23 protein-coding genes are annotated in these 26196 nt (G+C 33.5%); 16 read left to right on the forward strand and 7 right to left on the reverse strand.

The genetic code is table 11. The features are described 5' to 3' along the window. Position 1 precedes the first annotated feature (1 nt). From glmS to C4S29_RS12120, 6 genes are all read left to right on the forward strand, one after another. The gene (glmS, locus tag C4S29_RS12095) at positions 2 to 1855 is read left to right on the forward strand and encodes a glutamine--fructose-6-phosphate transaminase (isomerizing) (protein ID WP_103914355.1); all 1854 of its coding nucleotides are present in this window, start codon (positions 2 to 4) and stop codon (positions 1853 to 1855) included. Between the two features lie 101 nt (positions 1856 to 1956). Next, a complete protein-coding gene (gene porK / locus C4S29_RS12100) occupies positions 1957 to 3378 on the forward strand; it encodes a T9SS ring complex lipoprotein PorK/GldK (RefSeq protein WP_103914356.1) in 1422 nt (473 codons plus the stop codon). Between the two features lie 36 nt (positions 3379 to 3414). After that, on the forward strand, positions 3415 to 4089 hold the full coding sequence (porL, locus tag C4S29_RS12105; RefSeq protein ID WP_103914357.1) for a type IX secretion system motor protein PorL/GldL: 675 nt from the start codon (positions 3415 to 3417) through the stop codon (positions 4087 to 4089). 46 nt (positions 4090 to 4135) lie between these two features. Then, the gene (gene porM, locus C4S29_RS12110) at positions 4136 to 5701 is read left to right on the forward strand and encodes a type IX secretion system motor protein PorM/GldM (protein WP_103914358.1); all 1566 of its coding nucleotides are present in this window, start codon (positions 4136 to 4138) and stop codon (positions 5699 to 5701) included. A 266-nt stretch (positions 5702 to 5967) separates the two neighbouring features. After that, positions 5968 to 6825: a type IX secretion system ring subunit PorN/GldN gene (porN, locus tag C4S29_RS12115; protein WP_233740553.1), complete on the forward strand. Its 858-nt coding sequence runs from the start codon at positions 5968 to 5970 to the stop codon at positions 6823 to 6825. Between the two features lie 114 nt (positions 6826 to 6939). Then, complete coding sequence (locus C4S29_RS12120; protein ID WP_103914360.1) at positions 6940 to 7974, forward strand: NAD(P)/FAD-dependent oxidoreductase; 1035 nt, start codon at positions 6940 to 6942, stop codon at positions 7972 to 7974. A 75-nt stretch (positions 7975 to 8049) separates the two neighbouring features. On the opposite strand, the gene C4S29_RS12125 is transcribed toward C4S29_RS12120, so the two are convergent. Further along, on the reverse strand, positions 8050 to 8949 hold the full coding sequence (locus C4S29_RS12125) for a CorA family divalent cation transporter (RefSeq protein ID WP_103914361.1): 900 nt from the start codon (positions 8947 to 8949) through the stop codon (positions 8050 to 8052). A gap of 89 nt (positions 8950 to 9038) precedes the next feature. Between C4S29_RS12125 and C4S29_RS12130 the strand changes: the two genes are divergently transcribed. Both C4S29_RS12130 and C4S29_RS12135 read left to right on the forward strand, forming a co-directional pair. After that, positions 9039 to 10061 (forward strand): 3-oxoacyl-ACP synthase III family protein, encoded by a 1023-nt coding sequence (locus C4S29_RS12130; RefSeq protein WP_103914362.1) that lies wholly within the window; start codon positions 9039 to 9041, stop codon positions 10059 to 10061. A gap of 38 nt (positions 10062 to 10099) precedes the next feature. Continuing rightward, complete coding sequence (locus C4S29_RS12135; RefSeq protein ID WP_103914363.1) at positions 10100 to 10348, forward strand: hypothetical protein; 249 nt, start codon at positions 10100 to 10102, stop codon at positions 10346 to 10348. Between the two features lie 9 nt (positions 10349 to 10357). On the opposite strand, the gene C4S29_RS12140 is transcribed toward C4S29_RS12135, so the two are convergent. The 3 genes from C4S29_RS12140 to C4S29_RS12150 form a co-directional block, all read right to left on the reverse strand. Further along, positions 10358 to 12781 carry a DUF5916 domain-containing protein gene (locus C4S29_RS12140; protein WP_103914364.1) on the reverse strand — a complete coding sequence of 808 codons (2424 nt, stop codon included), beginning with the start codon at positions 12779 to 12781 and terminating at the stop codon, positions 10358 to 10360. Positions 12782 to 12920: 139 nt separating this feature from the next. Then, a complete protein-coding gene (locus C4S29_RS12145) occupies positions 12921 to 15332 on the reverse strand; it encodes a DUF5916 domain-containing protein (RefSeq protein ID WP_103914365.1) in 2412 nt (803 codons plus the stop codon). Positions 15333 to 15406: 74 nt separating this feature from the next. Continuing rightward, positions 15407 to 16177 (reverse strand): DUF3108 domain-containing protein, encoded by a 771-nt coding sequence (locus C4S29_RS12150; protein WP_103914366.1) that lies wholly within the window; start codon positions 16175 to 16177, stop codon positions 15407 to 15409. A 157-nt stretch (positions 16178 to 16334) separates the two neighbouring features. Between C4S29_RS12150 and C4S29_RS12155 the strand changes: the two genes are divergently transcribed. Next, positions 16335 to 17387 (forward strand): NAD(P)/FAD-dependent oxidoreductase, encoded by a 1053-nt coding sequence (locus C4S29_RS12155; RefSeq protein ID WP_103914367.1) that lies wholly within the window; start codon positions 16335 to 16337, stop codon positions 17385 to 17387. A 103-nt stretch (positions 17388 to 17490) separates the two neighbouring features. Then, complete coding sequence (locus C4S29_RS12160) at positions 17491 to 17820, forward strand: 2Fe-2S iron-sulfur cluster-binding family protein (RefSeq protein WP_103914368.1); 330 nt, start codon at positions 17491 to 17493, stop codon at positions 17818 to 17820. Between the two features lie 62 nt (positions 17821 to 17882). Here C4S29_RS12160 and C4S29_RS12165 read toward each other — a convergent pair whose 3' ends face one another. The 3 genes from C4S29_RS12165 to C4S29_RS12175 form a co-directional block, all read right to left on the reverse strand. Next, the gene (locus C4S29_RS12165; RefSeq protein ID WP_103914369.1) at positions 17883 to 18266 is read right to left on the reverse strand and encodes a DUF3037 domain-containing protein; all 384 of its coding nucleotides are present in this window, start codon (positions 18264 to 18266) and stop codon (positions 17883 to 17885) included. Then, positions 18253 to 19038, reverse strand: a complete 786-nt coding sequence (locus C4S29_RS12170; RefSeq protein ID WP_103914370.1) for a HipA family kinase — start codon at positions 19036 to 19038, stop codon at positions 18253 to 18255. The genes C4S29_RS12165 and C4S29_RS12170 overlap by 14 nt, the downstream gene beginning before the upstream one ends. Positions 19039 to 19118: 80 nt before the next feature. Further along, positions 19119 to 19412, reverse strand: coding sequence for a hypothetical protein (locus C4S29_RS12175; RefSeq protein ID WP_103914371.1), 294 nt, complete (start codon positions 19410 to 19412; stop codon positions 19119 to 19121). Positions 19413 to 19579: 167 nt separating this feature from the next. Between C4S29_RS12175 and glyA the strand changes: the two genes are divergently transcribed. The 6 genes from glyA (at position 19580) to C4S29_RS12205 (ending at position 26191) form a co-directional block, all read left to right on the forward strand. Further along, positions 19580 to 20851, forward strand: coding sequence for a serine hydroxymethyltransferase (gene glyA / locus C4S29_RS12180; protein WP_103914372.1), 1272 nt, complete (start codon positions 19580 to 19582; stop codon positions 20849 to 20851). A 185-nt stretch (positions 20852 to 21036) separates the two neighbouring features. Continuing rightward, a complete protein-coding gene (locus C4S29_RS12185; protein ID WP_394338670.1) occupies positions 21037 to 21462 on the forward strand; it encodes a regulatory protein RecX in 426 nt (141 codons plus the stop codon). A gap of 70 nt (positions 21463 to 21532) precedes the next feature. Continuing rightward, positions 21533 to 22168, forward strand: coding sequence for an outer membrane beta-barrel protein (locus tag C4S29_RS12190; RefSeq protein WP_103914374.1), 636 nt, complete (start codon positions 21533 to 21535; stop codon positions 22166 to 22168). A gap of 118 nt (positions 22169 to 22286) precedes the next feature. Further along, entirely contained in the window at positions 22287 to 23009 is a 723-nt protein-coding gene (locus C4S29_RS12195) for a polysaccharide biosynthesis/export family protein (protein WP_233740545.1), read from the forward strand. Continuing rightward, positions 23010 to 25349: a GumC family protein gene (locus C4S29_RS12200; protein ID WP_103914376.1), complete on the forward strand. Its 2340-nt coding sequence runs from the start codon at positions 23010 to 23012 to the stop codon at positions 25347 to 25349. Then, positions 25346 to 26191 carry an ABC transporter permease gene (locus C4S29_RS12205; protein WP_103914377.1) on the forward strand — a complete coding sequence of 282 codons (846 nt, stop codon included), beginning with the start codon at positions 25346 to 25348 and terminating at the stop codon, positions 26189 to 26191. Before C4S29_RS12200 ends, C4S29_RS12205 begins: the two co-directional genes overlap by 4 nt. Positions 26192 to 26196: the final 5 nt, after the last annotated feature.

The following is a 26196-nucleotide window of genomic DNA, read 5'->3' on the forward strand; positions in this document are numbered from 1 at the left end:
TATGTGTGGAATAGTAGGATACACCGGTTTTCAAGACTCTTATGACATCGTTATCAACGGTTTAAGAAGACTAGAATATAGAGGATATGATAGTGCAGGTATAGTTGTAGAAGATAATCAAGGCAAATTATATACCGCTAAAACAAAAGGTAAAGTAGAAGATTTGGTGAAAATTTCTACTAATTTAAAAGGTATTTCTCATACTGGGATGGGGCACACAAGGTGGGCCACTCACGGCGTGCCAAGCGATAGGAATTCGCATCCGCATAGTTCAAATAGCAAAAAAATTGTATTGGTTCATAATGGTATAATCGAAAATTATGATACCATCAAAACTATGCTGATGGGCAAAGGTTTCACCTTTGAATCCGAAACAGACACCGAGGTCTTGGTAAATTTGATAGAGTATTTCATGAATAATGATACTTCTCTAGATTTCCCCACAGCGGTAAGATACGCTCTGAACGAGGTTTATGGCGCCTATGCGATCACTGTAATGCACCAAGATTATCCCGGCGTTCTAGTTGTTGGCAGATTGGGTTCTCCACTTGCAATAGGTTTGGGCGAAGGGGAGTATTTTATTGCTTCAGATGCTTCTCCTTTTGTAGAATTTACAAAAGAAGCGGTTTATTTAGAAGAAGGCCACATGGCTACAATTTCCTTGGAAAATGGTGTGGATATCAGAAATATCAAAGACAATGAAAAAATCACACCTGCCATTCAAGAATTAAAATTAAGTTTAGAGCAAATAGAAAAAGGCGGTTATGAACATTTCATGCTAAAAGAAATTTTTGAGCAACCAAAATCAATTCATGATACTTTAAGAGGAAGGTTATTGGTAGATGAAGGAATCATAAAAATGGCAGGAATTTGGGATCATTTAGAAAGATTAAATAAAGCAGAAAGAATTGTCATCATCGCATGTGGAACCTCTTGGCATGCAGGTTTAATAGGAGAATATTTAATAGAAGAATTTGCAAGAATACCGGTTGAGGTAGAATATGCTTCCGAGTTTAGATATAGAAATCCAATTATTACCAATAAAGACGTTGTAATTGCAATTTCGCAATCTGGTGAAACAGCAGATACAATGGCTGCAATTAAATTAGCCAAAGAAAAAGGTGCATTTGTTTATGGTATCTGTAATGTTGTAGATTCATCTATTTCTAGGTTTACAGATGGAGGCTCTTATACGCACGCAGGCCCAGAAATAGGCGTAGCGTCCACTAAGGCCTTCACTTCACAATTAACCATTTTATCTTTAATTGCTTTAAAATTAGGTAAACACAACGGTAATTTGAGCAATGTAGAATTTATGAGGCTAATTACCGAACTTGATGCTTTGCCGAAAAAAGTAGAAGAAGTGCTCGCTACAACGCATGATTTAGTGAAAGAAATAGCAAAAGATTTCGTGGGTGCACAAAACTTTTTATACCTTGGAAGAGGCTACAATTTCCCTGCTGCACTAGAAGGCGCATTGAAATTAAAAGAAATTTCTTATATTCACGCAGAGGGATATCCGGCTGCCGAAATGAAACATGGCCCAATTGCATTGATAGATGAAAATATGCCAATCGTTATCATTGCACCAAAACAAGGTCACTACGACAAAGTTGTAAGTAATGTTCAAGAAATTAAAGCTAGAAAAGGAAAAATTATTGCTTTAGTAAATAAAGGAGATGTACAAGTTTCAAATATGGCTGATTATGTAATCGAATTTCCGGAAACTTCAGAATGTTTTTCACCAATTATTGCATCAGTTCCTTTACAGTTATTGGCCTATTACATAGCAGTTTATCGAGGCGCAAACGTAGATCAGCCGAGAAATTTGGCAAAATCTGTCACCGTAGAATAATATAATTATAAAATATTATATAAATTTTTGCGTTCTGTAAAAAAAATCATAATTGTTTTTTAAAAAAATTATATATTTACCGACTAATTTCAATGTATAGCATGAAAAGAATATTTCTTTTACTATTAACTTCAGTATTCATAATATCTTGTAACAAAGGTGGGGCTGCACGTGCTGGAAAACCAGGTTCTAAAACTAAAGGAGAACTTGTATCACATTATAATTCCAAAAGTTTTGTCTCTCTTAGACCTTACGGCATGGTACCAATTCCTGCAGGTTCTTTTGTGATGGGTATGGCAGACCAAGATTTTACCAACACACCGGAAAAAGCACCTTTAAAAACAGTAACTGTTTCTTCCTTCTTTATGGATGAAACCGAGATTACCAATGCAGAATATAGAATCTTCGTTACTTACGTTAAAGATTCAATCGCAAGAACATTACTCGCAGAAGCAGCAGGTGATGGCGGAAGCGATGGAAATGGAACTGGTATCGCAGATTATGCATATTTAGCGAAAAAGGCAGGAAATGATGCCACACCGTATCAGCAATTTTTAGAAGATAAGGGTGGAAGAGATGGCTATAACGAATCTAAAAGATTAGATTGGAGCGTGCCATTAACTTACAACACATCTGCTTATCCCGATGCAAAATATGCAGAAGTAATGGAATCTATGTACTTGCCGCCTGCAAAAAGAATTAATAATGAAAGAATTATTGATGCTAGTAAACTTAAGTATGCATACGAATGGGAAGATGTAGAAACTGCAATTAAAGATAAAGGCAGAGGCACAAAATATATCAAAAAAGAAAGTATCGCAGTATATCCAGATACTACTGTTTGGGTAAAAGATTTTAATTATGCTTATAATGAGCCACTTTATGATGGTTATTTTTGGAGAAAAGCTTACGATTTTTATCCAGTAGTTGGAGTTACTTGGGATCAAGCAAGAGCATATTGTAACTTTAAAACTAAATTAAAATCTGATTATAACGAAAGTTTAAAAAAGAAAAAGCAAAAGCCAATGGCATTTCGTTTACCAACAGAAGCTGAATGGGAATATGCGGCAAAAGGTGGAATTGAAAACGCAACTTATCCTTGGGGCGGGCCTTATTTAACAGACGATAGGGGTTGCTATTTAGCCAACTTTAAACCAAAACGTGGTAATTATATCGAAGATGAAAAGAAAGGAACTTATACTTATACAGCGCCAGTAAAATCTTTTCAAAGAAATGGGTATGGTTTATATGACATGGCAGGGAACGTTGCAGAATGGACGGAATCTCCTTACAGCAATTCTACTTACCAATTCTCTTCTACATTAAATCCTTATCTTTCTAACCAAGCTTACAGAGATGTAAAAAAATCTGTGCGTGGTGGTTCTTGGAAAGACGTATCTTATCTTTTGATGACTGGCTATAGAGATTGGGAAAGAAAAGATTCTGCGAGAAGCTATATCGGTTTCAGAACCGTGCAAGATATCCCAGAAGGAACTGCCAAATACAGAAAAAAAACTAATTAATTTAAAAATAAACTAACATAATAAACTTTTACTAACATGTTTAAAACCAAAGCAAACAGAACTAATTTTTTCTATTCATTTTTTGCGGCTATCGTTATATTAGGAGCATTATTTAAAATGACACACTGGCATTTAGGTCCTATTGGTGGGAATTTAATGTTGGGAATCGGTCTTGGTGCCGAGGTTTTAGTATTCTTATCTATGGCTTTTTTCCCAGAGCAAGCAGAAGAATCTTACGCTTGGGAAAATGTATATCCAGAATTGCTTGATGAAAATGCCGTAGCAAAACCACGAAAAGCAGTAAGTTTTTCAAATGATGAACTTAATGTTTCATTATCAGATAAATTAGACAAAATGCTTGAAGAGGCAAATTTAGATGTAAGTTTATTCGAAAGATTAAAATCAGGTTTAGATAAATTTTCAGGTTCTGTAGAAAAAATTAATGAAACTGTTGATGTATCTGCTGCAACACAAAAATATAATGATCAATTAGTTTTAGCGTCCTCTCATTTAGAAAGTATGAATGCACTTTATGCTTTGCAATTAGAACACGGTAGAACACAATCTGAATACAGCAAAAAATACGTAGAAGATATGCAGAAATCTGCACAACATTCTGAAAATTTCAATAATGAATTACAAGGACTTACTTCTAATTTAAATAATCTTAATAGAGTTTACGGCGGTATGTTAAGCGCAATGAAAGCCTAGTTTTCCTTTATTTTAATTACTAACGTATAACAAAACTTTATTAAAAATGGCACAAGGAAAACAAACCCCTCGTCAGAAGATGATCAACCTGATGTATCTGGTATTTATCGCAATGCTTGCGATGACTATCGATCAGGAAATCATCAGGTCCTATCAAGATACAAACCTTTCACTAGAAAGCACTAGAAATTTAACTGAAAGTAACAATGGAATTTTCGAACAAACTTTAGAAGCAAAAGCCAAAAACTCCCCAGAAAATTTTGAACTGCCCAAACAAAATTATCAAAATTTAAGAGCGAAAGCAGATGATTTGGTGGGATATTTGGAGAGAATGAAACGTGATTTAAAAAAAGACGCAGATTTTAATTCTAGTCCAACAGTTGGTGTGGATGAAAATTTCGCTGCTTTAAATAATACCGAACCAGCAACGCAATATTTCTTTAAAGATGGTAGTGAAAATACACCCTCCAAAAAAGCAATCGATTTGCAAAATAAAATTAATGATTTTAGAGCGTTTGTAAATCAAACTTTTGGTAAAAATGAAGACATGAAGAGTATTGTGCAGCGCGCTAATAAACAAATGGTTACGGTTGCTCCAAAGAATTCTAATAATAAAAATTGGATTCAGTATAAATTTTACAACCAACCTTTAATCGCCGCATTATCTAATATGGAAGTCATTCAGTCTTCTGTGCGTGGTATTCAAGGTGATGCTTTATCTTTAATGTTACAAGAAAAAGTTGACGCAGATATTAAATTTACAAGTTACGAAGCCATTGTTTCTGCACCTACACAGGTTGTACAAGGGGAAACTGCAGTAGCAAAAGTTTCTATTGCTAATACTTCCAATAATGTTCCTGGTTTACAAATGCCTGGTCTAACGGTAACAAATGGACAGGGTATTACAAATTTAAATACAGGTTCACTTGGACAGAAAGTTTTTGCTGGTAACATTACTTTTCAAGATAAAAACGGAAATCCAATTACACTTCCTTATAGCCAAAATTACAACGTAGTTTCTGGTGTTAATCCATTAATAGCACAAGCTGGAGCTTTATTATCTGCAGATAAAATGAATGTTTTATACCGTGGATTAGCTAACCCAATCACAGGTTCTATTTTAGGTGCAGATACCTCTGGACTTTCACTTTCAGCGCCAGGTGCTTCTGTGACTGGAGGAAAAGGAAAATGGATGGTAACTCCAAGTACTGGAAATACAGTTAATCTTACCATTTCGGGGAAAGATTCCAAAGGAAAAACAATTACGCAATCTTTTCCTTTCAGAATTAAAAATGTTCCACCGCCAGTGGGGCAAATTCAAGGTAGCAGTGTTGTTTCAATGCCTGCAAGCGCAATAGCAAATCAGCGAGTTAATGCTGCGATGCCAGATTTTGATTTTCCTGTAAGTTTTACGGTGAATAGTTTTAAATTCAAAGCACCAGGAAAAGCAGCGATGTCAATCTCAGGAAGTTCTATGAGTGGAGTTGCAAGTTTAACTAAAAATTTAAGAGCAGGTGATGTGGTTTATGTTTTTGATATTGAAGCGACAGCAACGGGGCTTGGTAGCCAAAGATTAAAGAATATTCCGCCAATAATAATAAACGTTCAGTAATAACGTTTGAATTTGATAGATACATTTTATCTTCGTATAAAAATTTTAGAATGAAAAAAGTCCTATTTATATTTCTTGCTTTGAGTTTCACAGCGGTGGGAGCGCAAACAAAGAAAAAGACAAAAAAGAAAAGAAAGGCAAAAACCGCGGTTGCTGCCTCTAAAGAATCATTGGTTCCGGCGGCAGAATTGCCTGTGGAAACGCCTACTACACCAGACACACCAGATAATACTGGAGGGTCTATCGATGATGCGCCAGTCAATTCTATGTCTATTTTAAATGCAAAATCTCCTGAAGCGTTTCGTAAATATAGAGACGAAGGAATGATGCGGCAAGGCGATTCTTTAGTTTCTACAAAAGTAGATCCATTAAAATATGGGTTTATTGAAGATAAAGATGTGCTGAAAAGCATGGTCACTTGGGAGATTATAGATTTGAATGAAAAAATAAATCAGCCATTTTATCATAATGAAGATGGATTGGTTTCTGAAAACAAATCTTTATACCAAATTTTGTTAGATGCAGTAAATGATGGAAAAATAACCGAAGTTTACGATGATGAAATGTTTACCACTCGATTAACCAAGCAACAAATTTATGACAGAACACATGGTACAAAAGTAACAGATTATTTAATTGATAAAATTAATGCTGGAACTGCCACTGAAGAAGATAAAAAAGCAGGAACTTACGTTTACGAGACAAAATCAGAAAATGTTAAGTTGTTGAAAATTAAAGGGATGTGGTATATTGATCGTAGAGATGGCGAAATGAAATACAGACTTATCGGTATTTGCGCTATGGGGCAAGATCCCGCCACAATGGGAGAGCAATTTGCAAATAAAGACGAATTGATAGATTTGTTTTGGGTATATTATCCAGATGCAAGAAAAGTTTTAGCCAATAATGTGGTTTTCAATAATCAAAATTTATCTTCAAATATTACTTATGACGATTTATTGAACGCACGTCGTTTTTCTTCGATTATTTATAAGGTAGATAATGGTCTTGGAAATGGCGTTATAAAAGATTATATTCCAAAAGATGCACAAGCACAATTGGATGAAAGCGATCGCATTAAAAACCAAATTCTACAAATGGAAAACGATATGTGGGCTTACTAAAGTTCAATATTTATAATTATAAGAAACCTGAGTTTTTAATGCTCAGGTTTTTTTGGCTATTATTTTAAATATTTGCAATTTGTAATTTATAAATTCGAATTTAGTGTTTTTATTATGAAAGAAATAGATTATATAATTGTTGGCGATGGTTATGCAGCCTTGTTTTTTGCCCATCAACTCATTTTAAATAAAAAATCGTTTGTAGTTTTTTCGAGCGGAGAAAAAAGTGCATCTCACATTTCAGCCGGAATTATTAACCCTTTGGTTCTTAAACGTTTTACGCGCTTTTGGCTGGCTCAAGAACAATTAGATGCCTTGCGAAAAACCTTGAAGGAAATAGAAACCTACACAGGTGAAAATTATTGGATTAATGAGCCAATTCATCGAATTTTACACGACGAAATGGAACGCGACGTTTGGACAAAGAAATGCAAACGAGAAGATTTAAAACCTTTTTTAAGTTCAGACTTTAAATCATTTGATGAAGTAAAAAATTCTTTTGGAACTGGTTGTGTTTTGCAATCTGGTAGATTAAATGTTCAGGCTTTTTTCGCAGATTTTTTTTCTTATTTAAAGGAAATCAATGCTATAAATTTTGAATATTTTAAATATGAAGAATTAGATGCAGAAGAGAACATCTACCAAAACTTTAAATTTAATCATATTGTTTTTGCCGAAGGAATGGCTGTGAGAAACAATCCATATTTTAAAAATATTCCTTTAATTCCAAATAAAGGGCATCAGTTAAATTTGAAGTTATCCGAAAATTTAGATAATAAAACCTTTAAGAAAAAATATTTTCTTTTCCCAACGTCTGAAAATAGATTTTATTACGGTGGAACCCACGATCGAGATCATCTGGAAAATGAAATCAATGAAGATTCTGTGAAAGATTTAAAAAAATCATTAGAAGATTTTTATGAAAAAGATTATGAAATTTCTTCAGTTTATTACGCTTTTAGACCAACTGTTGGAGATAGAAGGCCGATATTAGGGCGACACAGTTCACATGAAAATTTATTCGTTCTAAACGGTCTCGGCGCGCGAGGTATTTTAAATGGAAATTATTTCGCCAAAGATTTGTTTGATTTCATCGAAACTGGAAAGCCGCTATTAGAAGAAGTGGATGTAAAAAGGTTTTTGAAATAGTCCGTTGTTCTAATGCTAAACCTTCAAGGTTTCCAAAACCTTGAAGGTTTAATATAAAAAAATCTCAAAAACGACTTACCATTTCTTCTTCCGCATATAAATAAAAATCACAATTTCAATAATCGCCATCAAGCACAAAACATAGTAGTAGCCGTGTTTTAGGTGTAGTTCTGGCATAATTTCGAAATTCATTCCATAAACGCCAGCGATGAAAGTGATCGGTAAAAAATAGACCGAAAAGATAGCCAAAAGTTTCATCACTTGGTTGGCTTTTTGATCAGAAAGTGCGATAAACATTGAAATTAAGTTGGTAACTTGTGCATTTAGATGATCAAAATCTGCCGTAACATCTTTGTATTTATCTTTAAAATCTACCACTTCAGAATCTACTAAATTTAGAAGTTTGAATTTTTCAACCCAATCTGCTGAAATATTTAGAATTCTTGTATTGAGACCTGCTTTTCTTTTCAATCGGTATAAACGCCGAATTTGGTTTTTGTTGCTGGTGTTTTTCAAGAATATTTCGTCTTCTAAACGATCTAGAATAGCCATTAAATTGCGGGCTTCATCATCATAAGATTTCAAAACCTTTAAGGCCAAAATCAATGCAATATCTTCCTTGCGAATTACTTCTAATTTTTTTTGGGCTTCTACTTTAGTTTCATGCACGCTTCGGTTTTTCATCCGATGAATGCTTATAATGGTTTTATCAAAAATAAAAACCCCTAATTTGGTACTCACATCGCTGATAGTACTCAGATTGGTGCGTTCTAATTCTGTATTTTCGCGCATCAGGTAAAAATAGACCTCATCTACTTTTTCAAATTTTGGAAGATGGTTTGGGTCGATAGTATCTTCTAAAAGAAGATGATTAATGGAGTACCGTTCATGGATAAATTTTAAATCTTCCGCAGTTGGTGCAACAACATCAATCCATTCACAATGCTCATTTTTAAGAAATATTTCTAAAGCCATGTTACAAATTTAGTATAAAAAACTAGGTTATAAAATTGGTATTTTTCATCTGCTAAATAAACATTATTTTTGTGTTAAATTATTTTAAAATGTATAAAAGTGTAATTGCGGGTATTGGGCATTACGTTCCAGAAAATATTGTGACCAATGATGATTTGTCTAAATTGATGACCACCAATGATGAATGGATTATAGAACGAACTGGTATTAAAGAAAGACACCATCGCAAAAATAGAAATGATTCTGAAGAAACAACCGCATATTTGGGATTTAGAGCGGCAGAAAATGCTTTAAGAAATGCAAAACTTTCGGCTAAAGATTTGGATTTTATCATTTTCGCAACTTTGAGTCCAGATTATTTTTTTCCAGGTTGCGGTGTTCTTTTGCAAGAAATGCTCGGCTGTGAGACGATTGGTGCTTTAGATGTCAGAAACCAATGTTCTGGTTTTGTGTATGCGATGAGCGTTGCAAATGCGTATATAAAATCTGGCGAATATAAAAATATTTTAGTTGTGGGCGCAGAAGTGCACTCATTTGGTTTAGATTTTTCTGATGCTGGGCGAGGTGTTTCTGTAATTTTCGGCGATGGTGCAGGTGCATTAATTTTAAAAGCATCGGATGACGCAAACATAAATGGTATTTTGGCCACCAATTTACATTCCGAAGGAAAATACGCAGAAGAACTTTGCACAAAATTCCCCGGATCTAAATTTGGCTGGAGCGATCGAACTTTGCTAGAACCAGACGCGGTTTCCGCAGAAGAAATTTACCCGATAATGAATGGCAATTTTGTGTTTAAACACGCCGTAACGCGTTTCCCAGAAACCATTATGGAAGTTTTAGATAAAGCAGGAAAGCGTGTAGAAGATTTGGATATGTTTATTCCACACCAAGCAAATTTGCGAATTTCACAATTTGTACAAAAAAAATTGAATTTACCTGAAGAAAATATTTTTAATAATATTCAAAAATATGGCAATACAACGGCCGCTTCCATTCCTTTGGCTTTAAGCGAAGCCATCGAGCAAGGAAAAATAAAACGTGGAGATTTGGTCTGTTTATCGGCGTTTGGGAGCGGTTTTACTTGGGGAAGTATTTTGTTTGAATATTAATTTTTGGTTTTGCTTTAATTAAATTAAAATCATTTTTTGTGAAAATAACTTTTAAAATTGAATATAAGTATGAAAATGGTTACGTTCTCGCACGCTTATTAAATTTAAAAGAAAATATAGAACTAAAAGTAAATGCAAAATTGGAGACATTTAATATTAAAAATATTGCGCCTTCAAATGCTTTGAACACAGGAAACAAGCAAAGAACAGATTTGTTTGTTTTCTGTTTAAAAAATAAAGCAACTTTAGAAAAATTAACGGTCGGAAAAATAGTGGAATTAGTATAATTTGCAACTTTATAACTTTTCTTTTTTACTTAAAAGATGTTTCACCGCATTATAATCTATAAAATAAGTAACTTTCAAACTCAAAGTGTTATTCATCGGTTCATTAAATAATTGATTAAAGTTATTTCTAAAATTAACTTTAGAATAATTTAAACTGTTCTGAACGGCATTTTGATAAAGCAAAGTGAGTTGACTTCCCGGCGCAAAATACCAAGAATAGCGTAAATCTATATTCCAAGCATTATAAGTTTGGTTTTTTATGCTGTAATTATTAACGTCTGAAACGCGACCATTATCTTGCAAAATTCCAAATTTTTTGTAATTGACTTCGGTATAATAATGCCTTAAATTGAAACTAATCAACATCGTATTATTGATGGCGTACCGAGAAGTAAGGCCATTTATCACCGTATTTCTGTTTCTGGTTCCGATGTAAATATTTGCATTTTGATTTCCAGCAAAGCCTTGTTCTTGGTTACTAATATCAGATGAGCCATTATATTCTAAAGAAAAATGATCAGAAAAACGGTATCTAAAACCCAATTCATTGTACATTCTATTTCTTCCAGTTTGATCGTACATGTAATAATCTATCGCAAAACTGTAAGTTAGTTTTTTGCGATTGTCTGAATTATAATAAAGATAAGGATTAATGTGTGCCGGTATAAATAAGTATTTCCCGAAAGTTCTTGGCTCATACAAATCATTTTCACCCACGGGAAAACTGTGAACGCCCACGGTATAATTTCGAAATTGTTTGTCTTGAAAACCGATATTGGTATTAAAATCAAAAACTTGAAAAAGATCGGTATCTAATCTTCTGCCATAATTTATATTGTTGTTCCAATTGATATTATTATAATTTTTGTTGGGCTGCAAAAGGTGATAGCCGTAATAACCATGAAAACTATAATAATTGGTTGGTCCGGTATATCCCAAATCATCGATATTATAATTTTTAGAAATGGCTTCAAAATCAAATGCATATTGGCTTTTTCCAGATATTTTTCCAACGCCGGCAGCGATATCTGTTCCGAATATTTTAGTATTATCTTTCACATAGCTGCCTTTAAAGTTGCTATAGAAATTGTATTTATTTTTTTTATCTGTTAGATTTGTCAAAATTGCGGTTGCATTTGCATCGCGAAAATCTCCCGCTCTGGTGACGTTTGTGTTTACAAAAGATACTGAAGAATTGCCGTTAAAACGCTGGTCTAGCACAATCACGTTATAATTAGCAAGTGGTTCCAAGGTTTCTGTTCGTATTTGTCCAGTTGCATTATTAATGATTTCAGCATCGGTTTTTTTCGTAATTCCATTAAAAAAGCCAATCCCCAATCCTTTATTTGTTCGGCCAGAAATCTTTGTAGCATTTAATAATTTTACTTTTTGAATATTTTTAACCAAACTTTCGACACTCTTTAAATTGGGATCTCGCGAGGGATAATCGCCTACACGACGCGAATAAAATAAATTTCCTTTGCTGAAAAGTTCCGTTCCTTCTGTAAAAAAAGCACGATTTTCTGTAAATTGCTGCTCGAAGGGACTTAAATTTAAAATAGTCGCATCAAATGCAGTTTGGCCAAAATCTGGAATCAAAGTGGTGTCTAACGTAAAAGCATCGTTTATCCCATATTTTACGTCCATTCCACCATTTATACTTGCCGTTGTTTTCCCGTCGTAATTATTGAGATAAGTAGAAAAATAGGGGAGAAAAGATAATCGCACAGGTGTGTTTATTTTTTCGATACCTTTTAAAGTGCCATCAAATAATAGAAGCGAATTTTTTTTATTATCTACAAAATTCCAGGTGGTTTTTACTTTATTTCTTCGGGTAAATCTAATAAAATTTAATCCCCATTTTTGGATATCTTTTTTAGGAAAACGCAGTTCAGAAAACGGAATTTTCATTTCTACTGCCCAACCTTTTTCATTTATTTTTGCGGCACTATACCAAACTGCGCTCCAGTTTCCGTCTTCATTATCGTTGGTAAGTTTGGCGTCAAACTGCACGCCGCTTGGCATTACAAGAAATTCTAAACTTTGTTGTTTGTCATTATAACCATTTAGTAAAACATCAAAAAAATCATCATTGCCCACATCATCGCGTTCTACTAATTCTTTTGCAATTTTATCTGGTTCTGGGTCGTACATCATCGCACTGATGTAAATTGCGGTATCGTCGTACAAAATTTTCACTTCTGTTCTAAAATCAGGGGATTCAGCCTTTCCATTTTGTGGTTGAAATTCTACAAAATTTTGCGCGACTGGGACGTTTTTCCAAATTTCTTCATCTAAAATGCCATCTATTTTAGGAGCAGAAGAAACTTTGATGGCTGTAATTTCTTTTCTAACAATACTGTCTTCCGACTTTTTTTGCGCAAAAAATATAGAACTAGCAGAAAGACAAATTATTAAATAAAAGATTCTCATTAATTAGTTTTCAGATAAGACAACTGTTTAGGCGATTGTGTTACATCAAATAAAAAAAACAGAACTTTTTCTTTTATTAAATAGAAAATAAATGACAAAAACTTTTTTGACTATTTTATGAATGTGTTTTTGTTAAAAATTATTTCAGCCAATTTCGTACTGAATTATAGTCGATAAAATAAGTAACTTTCAAACTCACGGTGTTGTTCATCGGTTCATTAAATAAATTACTGAAATTGTTTTTGAAGTTAACTTTAGAATAATTCAAATAATTTTCGGCTGCATTTTGGTAAAGTAAAGTAATTTGGCTTCCTGGCGCAAACCACCAAGAATAGCGCAAATCTATGTTCCAAGTATTGTATGTTTGGTTGTCGGATGTGTAATTATTAACCTCAGAAACGCGTCCGTCATCTTGCAAAATACCAAAATTTTTGTAGTTGACTTCCGTATAATAATGCCGTAAACTGAAATTAAGCGACATTTTATTATTAATGGTATATTTTGAAGTTAACTCATTTGTAACGGTATTTCTATTTCTTGTGCCGATGTAAATGTTAGAATTTTGTTTGCCCACATAGCCTTGTTCTCGATTGCTAATGTTATAACTGGCGATATATTCTAAAGATAAATGGTCAGAAATGCGATAACTCAAATCTAATTGATTGTTAATTTTTGTTCTTCCCTTTTGCTGGTAGGCATAATAATCTACCGAAAAATAATAGTTAAATTTCTTTCGTGTATCAGAATTATACCAAATCCAAGGATTGACGTAAGCGGGGATAAATAGGTATTTGCCAAATGTGCGTGGTTCAAATAAGTCGTTTTCACCTTTTGGTGTTAATAATAAACCACCGCCCAAGTTCCGGAATTTTTTATCTAAAAATGAAAAATTAGAATAGATAGATAATATTTTAAACAAATCTGTATCTAATCTTCTTGCATAATTTACATTGGCATTTACGGTTATTTTATTGAAATTTTTGCTAGGACGGAGCAAAGTGTAACTGTAGTTTCCGTTGTAATTAATAAAATTGGTTTCGCCTGTGTAACCTAGGTCATCAATATTGTAATTTTTAGAAATACTCTCAAAACCCAATGAATATCGGTTTTTCCCCGAAATTTTTCCAACTCCAGCATTTAGGTCGGTACCAAAAGTTTTGGTATTATCTTTTACATAACTTCCTTTTAGACCGCCAAAAACGTTGTATTTATTTTTTTTATCTGTTAAATCAAAGAGTAATGCTGTTGCATTGGCATCTCGAAAATCACCGGCTCTGGTGACGTTAGTGTTGATTAATGAGACAGAGGAATTGCCGTTAAAACGTTGGTCTAAAACTGTTACATTATAGTTTGCAAGCGGTTCTAAAGTTTCTTTGCGAATGTTTCCCGTTACGGTATCACGAATTTCAACTTGTGATTTTTCGGTAATGGCATTAAAAAAGCCAACGCCTAAACCTTTGTTGGTTCGTCCCGATATTTTCGTGGCATTTAATAATTTTACTTTTTGGATGCTGCCAACTAATACTTCATTTGTCCCTAAGTTTGGGTCGCGCGAGGGATAATCGCCCACACGGCGGGAATAAAATAAATCCCCTTTGCTAAAAAGTTCAGTTCCTTCTGTAAAAAAAGCACGATTTTCTGTAAATTGTTGCTCAAAAGGTCCTAAATTTAAAATAGTGTTATCAAACGTGGTTTGCCCAAAATCTGGAATAAGTGTTGTGTCTAAAGTAAAAGCATCGTTGATGCCGTATTTTACATCTAGTCCGCCATTTACGCGTGTGGTATTTGTGCCATCGTAATTATTTAAATAAGTAGAGAAATAGGGTAGAAAAGATAATCTTACCGGTGTGTTTATATTTTTAATACCGTTTAAAACACCGTCGTAGAGCAAGAAGGAACCTTTCTTGTTATCGACGAAATTCCAAGTACTTTTTATTTTACTTCTACGAATTAGTCGCACGAAATTTATACCCCATTTTTGGATGTCTTTCTTGGGAAAACGAAGTTCAGAAAACGGGATTTTCATTTCTACCGACCATCCATTTTCATTTATTTTTGTTGCGCTATACCAAACGGCGCTCCAATTTTTGTCTTCGCCAGTATTGTTGGTGAGTTTAGCGTCAAATTGCACACCGCTGGGCATTATCATGAATTCTAGACTTTGTTGCTTGTCATTATAACCATTAATTAAAACATTAAAATAATCATCAAAGCCAATGTTATCGCGTTCTGTTAATTCTTTTCCAATTTTTTTAGGATCTGGGTCATACAATGTGGCACCTATATAAATGCCAGTATCATCATACAAAATCTTTACTTCAGTTCTAAAATCGGGGGATTCTGCTTTGCCATTTTCAGGCTCTAATTGTACAAAATTTTTGGCTAAAGGAACATTTTGCCAAACTTCATCGTCTAAAATGCCATCAATTTTTGGTGCTTTAGAAGTTTTGATGGCCGTAATTTCTTTTCTAGCAATACTGTCTTGTGTTTTATCTTGCGCAAAAATATTCACGCTTCCTAAAAAACAAAAAAGTATTAAGAAAAATTTCATTAAATAGTTTTAAAAATTGTTCATATTAAAAAAGCAGATTAAAAATCTGCTTTATAACTTTTCAAAAATAGTAATTATTTCCTAAAATACAGGGGATACTTTACATTTTTAAAACTTTCTAAATCAGCTTTTAATGAGCCAACTGCAAGTTCGGCTTTTATGGCAACAGGCAAGTGGTTTTTATCGTTGCTAACCCACATCGTAACACTTTCATTGTCTTTAAAAACACGCCCGCTTAATACAGATGGAATAATTTTCAAACAATTAATTCGTCCAAATTTAGTCTTTACATTTTCATTTCCAATCACTTTTAATTGAAAAGGAAAGAGGCCATCATCTATCCAAATATTCATTTTTATTACTGCTCCAGGCTTCAACTGGGTAGAATCTAAACTTCGCAAATAGTAAAATGCTGAAAGCATATCTTGCACACCTTTCGCAGTTTTAATAACTCTAGAGCCATTTGCGGGTTTTTCTTTATCCGTTAAAATCACAGTTTGATTCTCATGGTTAAAAACACTTTGGTAATGCTGGGTATAATTTCCTTCGTGCACATCTCTAACATAGAAACTTGGCAAACCCGTCGCGATATTGATGAAACTTTCATACAAATCATCTGTTTTAAAGAATGCGCGCACCGCACCAGTTGTTTTGCCTACGCCTTTTACAAAAAAATGCGGTTCGTTTTTATAATTGGTTTTTAGTGAAGTTAAAGTGGCACTTCCGGCGGTTAGAAAACCATAATGTATTCTATAAGTAAGTGTTTCACCAGAATTAATATTATCAATTTGTGCGAAAAAAAGCGCTGATAAACAGACACCAAATAAAACTAAAATTTTTCTCATAATCTTTCTTTTACAAAAATATTGCCAAATTTAAGAACTCATTTAATACTGCCATTGCTGCATATTTGAAGAATTACTGTCTGATATTTGTCAGCGAACTTTCTTTTAAAATTTAGTAAATTTGCTAAATTATTTTTTTTATTAAATATACTATTAAATGATTAGCACAGATTTATTAATTATAGGAGCCGGCCCAACCGGACTTTTTGCTGTTTTTGAAGCCGGTTTACTAAAATTGAAATGCCATCTAATAGATGCTTTGCCACAACCAGGCGGACAATTAACCGAACTTTATCCTAAAAAGCCAATTTTTGACATTCCTGGTTATCCCGCCATAAATGCTGGTGATTTAGTTGACAATTTAATGGAACAAATTAAACAATTTCAACCCGGTTTTACTTTGGGTGAAACGGCTGAAATTATTAATAAATTAGAAGATGGCACTTTTGAAGTCATCAGCAATAAAGGGACTGTGCATCATGCAAAAGCCGTTGCAATCGCAGGTGGTTTGGGCACTTTTGAACCTCGAAAACCACTTTTAGAAAATATTGAAAAATTTGAAGAAAATGGAGTTGAATATTTCGTAAAGGAACCAGAACATTTTAGAAATAAAAAAATTGTAATTGCAGGCGGTGGCGACTCTGCTTTGGATTGGGCCATTTTTTTATCCGATGTTGCAAGCGAAGTTACTTTAATTCACCGTAGAAATGAATTTCGGGGCGCATTGGATTCTGTAGAAAAGGTGCAAGCTTTGAAAGATGCAGGAAAAATTAATTTGATTACACCTGCAGAAGTGGTTGCTTTGAAAGGCGATTCTCATATTTCTGCAATTTCCATAAAATCTAATGACGAAATTATCGATATAGAAACCGATTTTTTTATTCCGCTTTTTGGTTTAACTCCGAAATTGGGTGCTATTGCCAATTGGGGTTTAGAAATCGAAAAAAATGCTATTAAAGTTAATAATGCCTTGGATTATCAAACCAATATCGACGGTATTTATGCAATCGGCGACGTTAATACCTATCCTGGAAAATTAAAATTAATTTTATGCGGTTTTCACGAAGCCACTTTGATGTGTCAAAGTGTTTACAATCGAATAAATCCGGGTAAAAAATATGTTTTAAAATATACCACTGTAAGTGGAGTAGATGGTTTTGACGGCACGCGTAAAGAGGCAGAAAAAGCGGTAGTTATGAAAATAGATTAAAGCCACGAAGTGGCGACTGCAATAGAAAACCGCAAAAATATTTTGAAATATTTATTTTTTTAGAACAATTTTTGGCAATTTAAATCAATCATCAATTATCGCAATGCAAGACATCAACATAAAAATCACAGATCGAAACGGAACCCTTCATGAAGTGCTTGTGCCTACGGATATGTCTATGAATTTAATGGAAGTTATTCGCTCTTACGAAATAGCAGATGAAGGAACTATCGGTGTTTGCGGCGGTATGGCAATGTGCGCATCATGCCAAGTTTATGTAGATAATAATTTCGATTTACCAGAAATGGATGTGGAAGAAGATGCCATGTTAGGTGAAGCGTACCACGTGCAAGAAAACAGTAGGCTCGGTTGCCAAATTCCAATTACTGCACAGTTAGAAGGTTTGGAAGTCACTTTAGCGCCATATCCTTAAAATTATTAAAAATATTGTGGAGTCCTAAAAAACATCAGATTTTTATGGTGTTTTTTTTTATTTCATTTTACCAATTCTTCAAATAACCTTTCAAAAGTGCGATCCAGATTTTGAGTCAAACCAGCATGTGGTCTTGAAGTTTGAACGCAAGAACTCCGAACTGCATTTAGCCATCTAAATCTTTCTGGGATGTCTAAAGTTGCAATGTTTCCGCTAGATTTTTCACCGCGAGCGATGTTTATAAAAGATTGTAAATTATTTTCTAAATCTTCAAATTGATCTTCATTAAAAAAATAATTTAGTTTTTCCTTATTTAAAATATATTCTGCACGAATATATTTTTCCTTTTTGCAAAACAAAATTAATCCTACATTAAAGAATTCTTCGCGCTCCACTTTTGGCAAAGCACGTATCACAGCGTATTCGTAAAGTTTAAAGTCTTGCATCTTCTGCTGCTTTTACAAATATTTCAGAATTTTCTAATCGAATTTTTAAAAATTCAAAATAAACGGTTCTAATTTCTTCTGGTGAAAGTTCCGTATCTCGCCAATGAAGCCAATCATCTGGAATTAAATTAATGATGGAACTCAAAATTTCAGGCGTTATTTTCGACTTAAATTCTAAATCAATTTTTCTTAATTCTGTGGCTTTATCTAAAAGAACGTGATCTTTTATCATTAAAAATGGCGTTTTTGCTTTCTCTTCCCATCCATCCCAAGAATGGTGAAAATAGAGCGACGCACCAAAATCTATTAACCAAAGTTCGCGGTTCCAAATCAGCATATTGGTATTGCGAAAGGTACGGTCGATATTCGTTAGAAAAGTGTCTAGCCAAACAATTTTTGATGCTGTTTCTGCATCAACTTTCATTACAGAAGGATCAAAATTGATGGCGCCAGACAAAAAATGCATGGCTAAATTTAGACCTGTACTTGCTTTTAGCAAATCTTGAATTTCTTCGTCGGCCTCGGTTCTACCAAAGTTTTCGTCTAAATTTGCAAATACCAATTCAGGAATTTTTAAACCTAAAAATCTTGCCAATTCGCCACCAATTAGTTCAGAAATGAGCATTTTCACACCGTGGCCCGCTCCTCGAAATTTCAAAACATATTTAAAATCATCGTCCGCTTCGGTTAATGCAGGCAAAGAACCGCCCTCTCGCAATGGCAAGATATAGCGTGTGACGATTACGGTTCTCAATGATTGATCAGTTTTCATTTTGTTTTGAAGTAATTGGATTTATTTATTTAAAAATTCAATTCTTTTGCATTCAATTCTTACATTCTTATGGTAAAATGTTAAGCCAAAAACTCCAAATCTTTATCTTTAAAATCGTTTTTTTCTACCATTTTATTCATGGTTTTTAGCATTTTCACGCGTAGTTTTGCGAGTTTTCGGATATTGGCATCTGAACTGTAATTAAAAATTGAATCTTTGAAAGTAAAAGTATCTCCTTTTTTAAACTCTATTTCGTCTTTTTTTAGTTCACCTAAAAGCATCAGATTTGTCATTTGCTCTAAAACTTTATGCTCTGTTTTTGCTAAAGATTTTAGGGATTTTAGCAATTCTTTGTTGTATTTTTTATTAGCCATTTTTTTAAGTATTTCTTGTTAAAAGTCAAATATAACTTCTTCTATCTTTAAAACTCTATTTTTGCAAACATACCAAATTTCAGAAGATATTTCCTTCTTTTTTGCAATCTAAAATTTACTTAAATTTGACATTTAAAATAAATTACAAAATACTATAAAAATTCAAAATGAATCAAGACCCGATATTTAATTTAATTGAACAAGAACGCGCCAGACAAACGCACGGAATAGAACTAATCGCTTCTGAAAATTTTGTTTCAGAAAACGTGATGAAAGCCGTTGGAAGTGTTTTAACCAACAAATATGCAGAAGGCTATCCCGGAAAAAGATATTATGGCGGTTGCGAAGTAGTAGATGAAGTGGAGCAGTTAGCAATCGACAGAGCAAAAGAATTGTTTGGCGTAGAGTACGCAAACGTGCAGCCGCATTCTGGCTCTCAAGCAAATGCAGCGGTTTATTTGGCTTGTTTAAAACCGGGTGATTCTGTCTTAGGTTTAGATTTATCAATGGGCGGTCACCTCACACATGGCAGTTTTGTGAATTTTTCAGGAATTCAATACAACGCACATTTTTATGGAGTAGAGCGGGAAAGTGGTTTGATAGATTACGAACAAATGCGCCAAAAAGCTTTAGAAGTAAAACCTAAAATGTTAATCGCTGGTTTTTCTGCTTATTCTAGAGATTTAGATTATAAAAAATACCGAGAAATTGCAGATGAAGTGGGTGCTACTTTATGGGCAGATATTGCGCATCCAGCAGGTTTGGTGGCAAAAGGTTTGCTAAATTCACCGTTTGAATATTGCCATGTTGTGACCACCACAACGCACAAGACTTTGCGTGGACCGAGAGGAGGAATGATTATGATGGGTAAAGATTTTGAAAATACTTACGGCCACGAAACGCCAAAAGGTGAAACCAAAATGATGAGCCAAGTATTGGATGGTGCTGTTTTCCCAGGCATTCAAGGTGGTCCGTTGGAACATGTAATTGCAGGAAAAGCAGTGGCTTTTGGTGAGGCTTTGGATGAGAAATTTTTGACATATCAAAAACAAGTCGTTGCAAATGCTAAAGCTTTATCTAATGCAATGATTAACAATGGTTTTGATATTGTAAGTGGCGGAACGGATAATCATTTAATGTTAGTTGACCTTAGAAATAAAAATGTAAACGGGAAAGAAACTGAAAAAGCTTTGGTAAAAGCTGACATCACTTGTAACAAAAATATGGTGCCTTTTGATGATAAATCGCCTTTTACAACTTCAGGAATTCGTTTGGGAACTGCTGCTATTACCACTAGAGGTTTAAAAGAAAATGATATGGAAACTATTGCAGGATTAATCTCAGAAGTGGTTTCAGAGCTAAAAAATGAAGCTGTTTTAGAAAAAGTGAAAAGAGATGTGAATAATTTAATGGAGGGAAAATTGCTTTTTAATTATTAGAATAGATGTTAGACGTTAGATGTTAGATGTTAGACGTTAGACGTTAGATGTTAGACGTTAGATGTTAGATGTTAGATGTTAGATAAATAGGTTAAATTTTAATTTTAAAGACCAAAACCATCGATCAAAAATCCACAATTGACAAGCAAAAGAAATCTTACACTTTTGAAGAGATAAAACAAAAAATGGTGAATTATTGTGTTTACCAAGACCGTTGTCACAAGGAAGTAGAGCAAAAATTTTGGGATTTTCTTCTTATACAAGAGGCTAAAGATGAAATAATACTCTATTTGATAAAAGAAAATTATCTAAATGAAGAACGTTTTGCGAGAAGTTTTGTTCGTGGGAAATTTTATCAAAAACATTGGGGAAGGAATAAAATTATTGGGCAACTTAAATTTAAAGGCATTACACCAAAACTCATTCAGAAGGCGATGGATGAGATAGATGAAGAAGATTATGAAGCAAGTATTAAAAAACTTTATTTGCAATACTATAAACTTCAGAAAGATGCGAAAGACCATATGAAACACCAAAAAACCACGCGTTATCTTATAAGCAAAGGTTATGAATATGAAATAATTTCAAGACTTAGGCAAGATTTGCTGTAACTAGATAATTATTTGTTATTTTTGGAAAAACTTTTAAGTAATCTTGAATAATTTTAATAATCATTAAACTATGAACATAAAGATTAGATTTTCGCTTGTATTATTTATGATAATGACAGGTATTTTATTTGGACAAAATTTTAAATATGGCGTAACAGGCAATTTTCATAAAGGTTCTATTGTTAATGTGCATGATATTTCCAAAGGTGTCTATGGTGGAAGTTTAGGCGGTTTTGCGCAATGGGCACTAATAGAAAATGATGTTTTTAACTCTGCTTATCTCTATCTTCAGCCTGAAATAGAATTCAATACACAAGGTGAAGTGGCCAAAGCTAATAATGAAATACAGAGATATCAAAATAATTATGTTTCTATGGCGGTTTATTTTAGATACTTTTTTCACCAAGGAAATATGAAACGCGATATGTTTTTATTCGCTGGGCCGCGCATTGAGTATTTGGTTTCTAATTCAAAAAGCACATCGCTCGCTTATGAAGCAGGTTATTATAAATATAATTTAGACGATAAAATTAATAAATTCGGGTATGGCGTTTCTTTTGGTGTCGGGGTTGCAATTACCCGCCAGTGGGAAGCTTTTATGAGATACGATAGAGGTTTTAGCAAAATTTATCCTAATAATCCTAGAAATACATATAATAGACTTTTGGGAGTTGGTATCAACTATTATATTACTAATAATTGGTAATTTTTCATAAGTTTTGCTCTGTCGTAAGTTTAACTAAAAACAAAAAATGAAAAACATATTTTTCATATATACATTACTTTTTCTTTTCATACTTCAATCTTGTGTACCCAAAAAAAATATGGTGTACTTGCAAAATGATAATTTTGAGAATGAAGTTTCCCAAGCAAAATATGTAGGCTTACACATACAAGTGGGCGATATTTTAGAGATAAATGTATCTGCTTTTGATAATATTGCAGCGCGACCATTTAATCTTTCTACAATTTCACAAATAGGAAGTCCAGCAACAACTACAAGTTCAACTACTGCTCCAAGTAGTTACACTGTTACCACTGAAGGAACAATTTATTTTCCTATTCTCGGAACCATTTATTGCAAAGGTCTTACTAAAGAACAATTAAAAGCAGATTTAGAAAATCGTTTGAAAGCCTATCTTACAGATCCAATAGTTGCGATTTCACTTAAAAATTTCAATATTAGTATTTTAGGAGATGTGAAAAGTCCTGGACAAAAAACAAGCGCTTTAGAAAAATTAAATATTTTTCAAGCCGTCGCACTTGCAGGTGATTTGCAAGATTCTGCGAATAGAACCAATGTAAAAATCATTCGCTTCTCTGAAGAACAAGGTAAAGATATTATTGCCACGCTAGATCTTTCTGAAGCATCAGTGGCGAAATCGCCCTATTTTTATCTCCAACAAAATGATATTGTATATGTGGAGCCAGATAAAAATAAACAGATTGCAGCAAACACGACCAACCCAAATCGTAATTTGATCTTGCAATTAGGTGGTGTATTTTTGGGTTTATTTACATTAGTATATAGTTTAACAAAAAAATAAATGGAGCTTTTAGAAAATTCTGCTCCAGAAAGGCGAGCAACACCAATTAATATTAAAAAAGAAATCGGGAGATATCTTTTAAAATGGCCTTGGTTTTTACTCAGCATGTTATTGTTTTATACCGCTTCAAAAATTTATTTGCGATACGCACAACCACAATATTACACATCAACTACTTTAAAACTTCAAGAAGCAAAAGGAAATAGTTCAGCTCTCAGTGATCTGAAAAATCTCGGAATGGGCGTATCTGGCGATGATGAACTGCAAGGAGAAACTACTGTTATTGTTTCTAAGCCTATTTTGGCAAAAGTGGTAAAAAATTTGAATTTAGATGTTAGTTTTTACAGTTTAGGCGCTATTAAAGAAGTTGAACTCTATGATGATTCTTCAGTAATGGGAAGTATAATCAAACTGGATAATCCAAACAAATTTTGGCAAGCAACTTATACGCTTTCACCAGCAAGTAGTAATTCTTATTTTCTTTCGGATGAAGATGGCAAAAATAAAAAGGAGTATAAATACAATCAGCCGGCAAAATTGCCTTTCGGAACGGTCTTGTTAAAATTAAAACCAGACGCGGCTCTTAGTGGGCCAATAAAAGTGGTATTTCAAAATCCGAAAAATGTAGTTGGCCAGTTAGAAGGTGGCATTATGGTTTCGCTTCCAGAAAATAAAGGGTATTTGATGGATGTTGCAATCACAGGGCCAGTTCCAAAAAAATCTGAAGACATTCTTAATAATCTTTCAAAAGAATATATAAAAGATGGAATAGATGATAAAAATCTAGAAGCAGAAAATACCCAAAATTTTATAAATGACCGTTTGGTAATCATCACCAATGATCTTTCTGGGATTGAAAATGAAAAAGAAAGTTTTAAAAGATCAAACCAAATCACAGATATTGAAGCGCAAGCTAATATGGCACTAAGCCACGCAGATGCAGATACAAAAGCTGCTTTTAACTTAAACACACAGTTAGATTTAATAAATTCTATATACAATGCCACTTCCACTGAACAATTGTTGCCAACAGATATGGGTCTTTCAGGTGGTTTAGAATCTACAATTTCGCAGTATAATAATTTATTACTTACTAAAAACAGAGTTTCAAAACAGGCCACACCTTTAAACCCTGAAATAATTGAAATGACGAAGCAGATTGCAATCGTAAAAAATCTGCTCCGTAAAAATTTAGTTGAAGCAAGAGAAAATCTTCAAGTGCAATTGGCGCAAACCAAAGCACAATTAAATATTGCAAAAGACAATATAAATAAGTATCCTACAAGGGAAAAAGTGTTTAGAAGTATAGAAAGACAGCAAACTTTGAAGGAACAATTATACCTTTACTTATTACAAAAAAGAGAAGAAAATGCCATTACTTTAGCCGTTACAGCGCCTAAAGCAAAAGTTATTAATCCTGCTTACACTACAGGAATCGTAAAACCACAATACCGCAATATTATTTATGGTGCAACGGCAGTTGGTTTTCTATTACCCTTACTCTTATTTTTAGGCATTAATGTTTTAGATACTAGAATTAACAATAAAAATGATATTTTAAACTTATTCCCTGAAGCAAGTGTGATAGGCGAAATCCCTGTAAATGCCGAGAAAAACCCAATGGTTCATGCCAATGATTTTTCTGTTTTTGCCGAATCTTTTAGGATTTTGGTTAGTAATTTACGTTTCATTTTACGCACCAAAAATATTTACAAAGGTGGCGTGATTCTCGTAACCTCTTCTGTAAAAGCGGAAGGTAAAACCACCATTTCTATAAATACTGCCCTTAGTTTAGCAGGAAAAAGCAAAGTGATTATTCTTGGTGCCGATATTCGCAACCCACAGTTACACCGGTTTATAGAGGGTGAAAATTTCGGGTTGACCGATTATTTAGTTTCAGAAGACACAGCTTCAGAATCTTATATTTTCCCTTCAAGATTAAATCCAAATTTAGACATTATGTTTAGCGGGCAAATCGCACCAAACCCCAATGATTTACTAGAAATGGAAAAATTTCATGAATTACTCGCATCTCTAAAAACAAAGTATGATTATATCGTTTTAGATTCTGCACCAGTAATGCTTGTGAGCGATACACTCAGTTTGGTAGATAATGCAGACGTGGTTCTTTATGTTATAAAATCAGAATTTACGGAGCGAGAAATGCTTGCTTATGCAGCAGACTTTAAAAAAGAAAATAACATAAAAAGTCTGGCTTTTGTGCTAAACAACGTAAAACCACAGAATACAAAATACGGCACAAAATACGGATATGGTTATTATTCTTATGAGAATCACAAGCCGAAAGCGTGGTGGCAGAAATTATTTAAAAAAATATGAATAATCAGGAAGAAAGCTATTTTATTACTTCAGAACATAAAGTCTTAGAGTTAGATTTTAAAGAAGTTTGGCGTTATCGTGATTTGCTTGGTCTTTTGGTAAAAAGAGATTTTATTACTTTCTACAAACAGACCATTTTAGGACCTTTATGGTTTATTATTCAGCCGCTTCTTACAACAATTATTTATATTATTTTATTCGGAAATATTGCAAAAATAGGAACCGATGGTTCACCACAGATTTTATTTTACTTATCTAGCATTACCATTTGGAATTATTTTTCTGAAAGCTTAACAAAAACATCTTCTGTTTTCACAGCAAATTCTGGGATGTTTGGTAAGGTCTATTTTCCAAGATTAATCATGCCACTTTCTATCGTGACGTCTGCACTTATGAAATTTGCCGTTCAGTTTGGTGTTTTTATTTTGGTGTTTTTTTATTATTTTATTTTTACTAAATCTATACATCCCAATTTATGGGTTTTATTTACGCCGGTTCTTATCTTTTTAATGGCAGTATTTGCTTTAGGTTTAGGGATGATTTTTTCTTCTCTTACTACTAAATACAAAGACCTTACATTTCTTCTTGCTTTTGGTATTCAGTTGTTTATGTATCTCACGCCAGTTGTTTATCCTATCTCTGCTTTGCCAGAAAAATACCGGTTTTTAGTTTACGCAAATCCTTTATCACCAATTTTTGAATGTTTTAGATACGCTTACTTAGGGACAGGTAATTTTCAATTATCCAGTTTACTTTGGAGTTCTATTTTTATATTTTTAATATTAATTTTGGGAACGGTCATCTTTAATAAAGTAGAAAAAAGTTTTATGGATACTGTTTAAAAAGT

This window comes from Halpernia humi (assembly GCF_900108025.1).
Classification (GTDB): Bacteria; Bacteroidota; Bacteroidia; order Flavobacteriales; family Weeksellaceae; genus Halpernia; species Halpernia humi.

What these genes read in the sequence shown, in the direction of transcription:
- glmS (WP_103914355.1), top strand. Translation starts at nt 2, where the DNA reads ATGTGTGGAATAGTAGGATACACCGGTTTTCAAGACTCTTATGACATC.
- porK (WP_103914356.1), top strand. Translation starts at nt 1,957, where the DNA reads ATGAAAAGAATATTTCTTTTACTATTAACTTCAGTATTCATAATATCT.
- porL (WP_103914357.1), top strand. Translation starts at nt 3,415, where the DNA reads ATGTTTAAAACCAAAGCAAACAGAACTAATTTTTTCTATTCATTTTTT.
- porM (WP_103914358.1), top strand. Translation starts at nt 4,136, where the DNA reads ATGGCACAAGGAAAACAAACCCCTCGTCAGAAGATGATCAACCTGATG.
- porN (WP_233740553.1), top strand. Translation starts at nt 5,968, where the DNA reads ATGTCTATTTTAAATGCAAAATCTCCTGAAGCGTTTCGTAAATATAGA.
- C4S29_RS12120 (WP_103914360.1), top strand. Translation starts at nt 6,940, where the DNA reads ATGAAAGAAATAGATTATATAATTGTTGGCGATGGTTATGCAGCCTTG.
- C4S29_RS12125 (WP_103914361.1), bottom strand. Translation starts at nt 8,949, where the DNA reads ATGGCTTTAGAAATATTTCTTAAAAATGAGCATTGTGAATGGATTGAT.
- C4S29_RS12130 (WP_103914362.1), top strand. Translation starts at nt 9,039, where the DNA reads ATGTATAAAAGTGTAATTGCGGGTATTGGGCATTACGTTCCAGAAAAT.
- C4S29_RS12140 (WP_103914364.1), bottom strand. Translation starts at nt 12,781, where the DNA reads ATGAGAATCTTTTATTTAATAATTTGTCTTTCTGCTAGTTCTATATTT.
- C4S29_RS12145 (WP_103914365.1), bottom strand. Translation starts at nt 15,332, where the DNA reads ATGAAATTTTTCTTAATACTTTTTTGTTTTTTAGGAAGCGTGAATATT.
- C4S29_RS12150 (WP_103914366.1), bottom strand. Translation starts at nt 16,177, where the DNA reads ATGAGAAAAATTTTAGTTTTATTTGGTGTCTGTTTATCAGCGCTTTTT.
- C4S29_RS12155 (WP_103914367.1), top strand. Translation starts at nt 16,335, where the DNA reads ATGATTAGCACAGATTTATTAATTATAGGAGCCGGCCCAACCGGACTT.
- C4S29_RS12160 (WP_103914368.1), top strand. Translation starts at nt 17,491, where the DNA reads ATGCAAGACATCAACATAAAAATCACAGATCGAAACGGAACCCTTCAT.
- C4S29_RS12165 (WP_103914369.1), bottom strand. Translation starts at nt 18,266, where the DNA reads ATGCAAGACTTTAAACTTTACGAATACGCTGTGATACGTGCTTTGCCA.
- C4S29_RS12170 (WP_103914370.1), bottom strand. Translation starts at nt 19,038, where the DNA reads ATGAAAACTGATCAATCATTGAGAACCGTAATCGTCACACGCTATATC.
- C4S29_RS12175 (WP_103914371.1), bottom strand. Translation starts at nt 19,412, where the DNA reads ATGGCTAATAAAAAATACAACAAAGAATTGCTAAAATCCCTAAAATCT.
- glyA (WP_103914372.1), top strand. Translation starts at nt 19,580, where the DNA reads ATGAATCAAGACCCGATATTTAATTTAATTGAACAAGAACGCGCCAGA.
- C4S29_RS12185 (WP_394338670.1), top strand. Translation starts at nt 21,037, where the DNA reads ATGGTGAATTATTGTGTTTACCAAGACCGTTGTCACAAGGAAGTAGAG.
- C4S29_RS12190 (WP_103914374.1), top strand. Translation starts at nt 21,533, where the DNA reads ATGAACATAAAGATTAGATTTTCGCTTGTATTATTTATGATAATGACA.
- C4S29_RS12195 (WP_233740545.1), top strand. Translation starts at nt 22,287, where the DNA reads ATGGTGTACTTGCAAAATGATAATTTTGAGAATGAAGTTTCCCAAGCA.
- C4S29_RS12200 (WP_103914376.1), top strand. Translation starts at nt 23,010, where the DNA reads ATGGAGCTTTTAGAAAATTCTGCTCCAGAAAGGCGAGCAACACCAATT.
- C4S29_RS12205 (WP_103914377.1), top strand. Translation starts at nt 25,346, where the DNA reads ATGAATAATCAGGAAGAAAGCTATTTTATTACTTCAGAACATAAAGTC.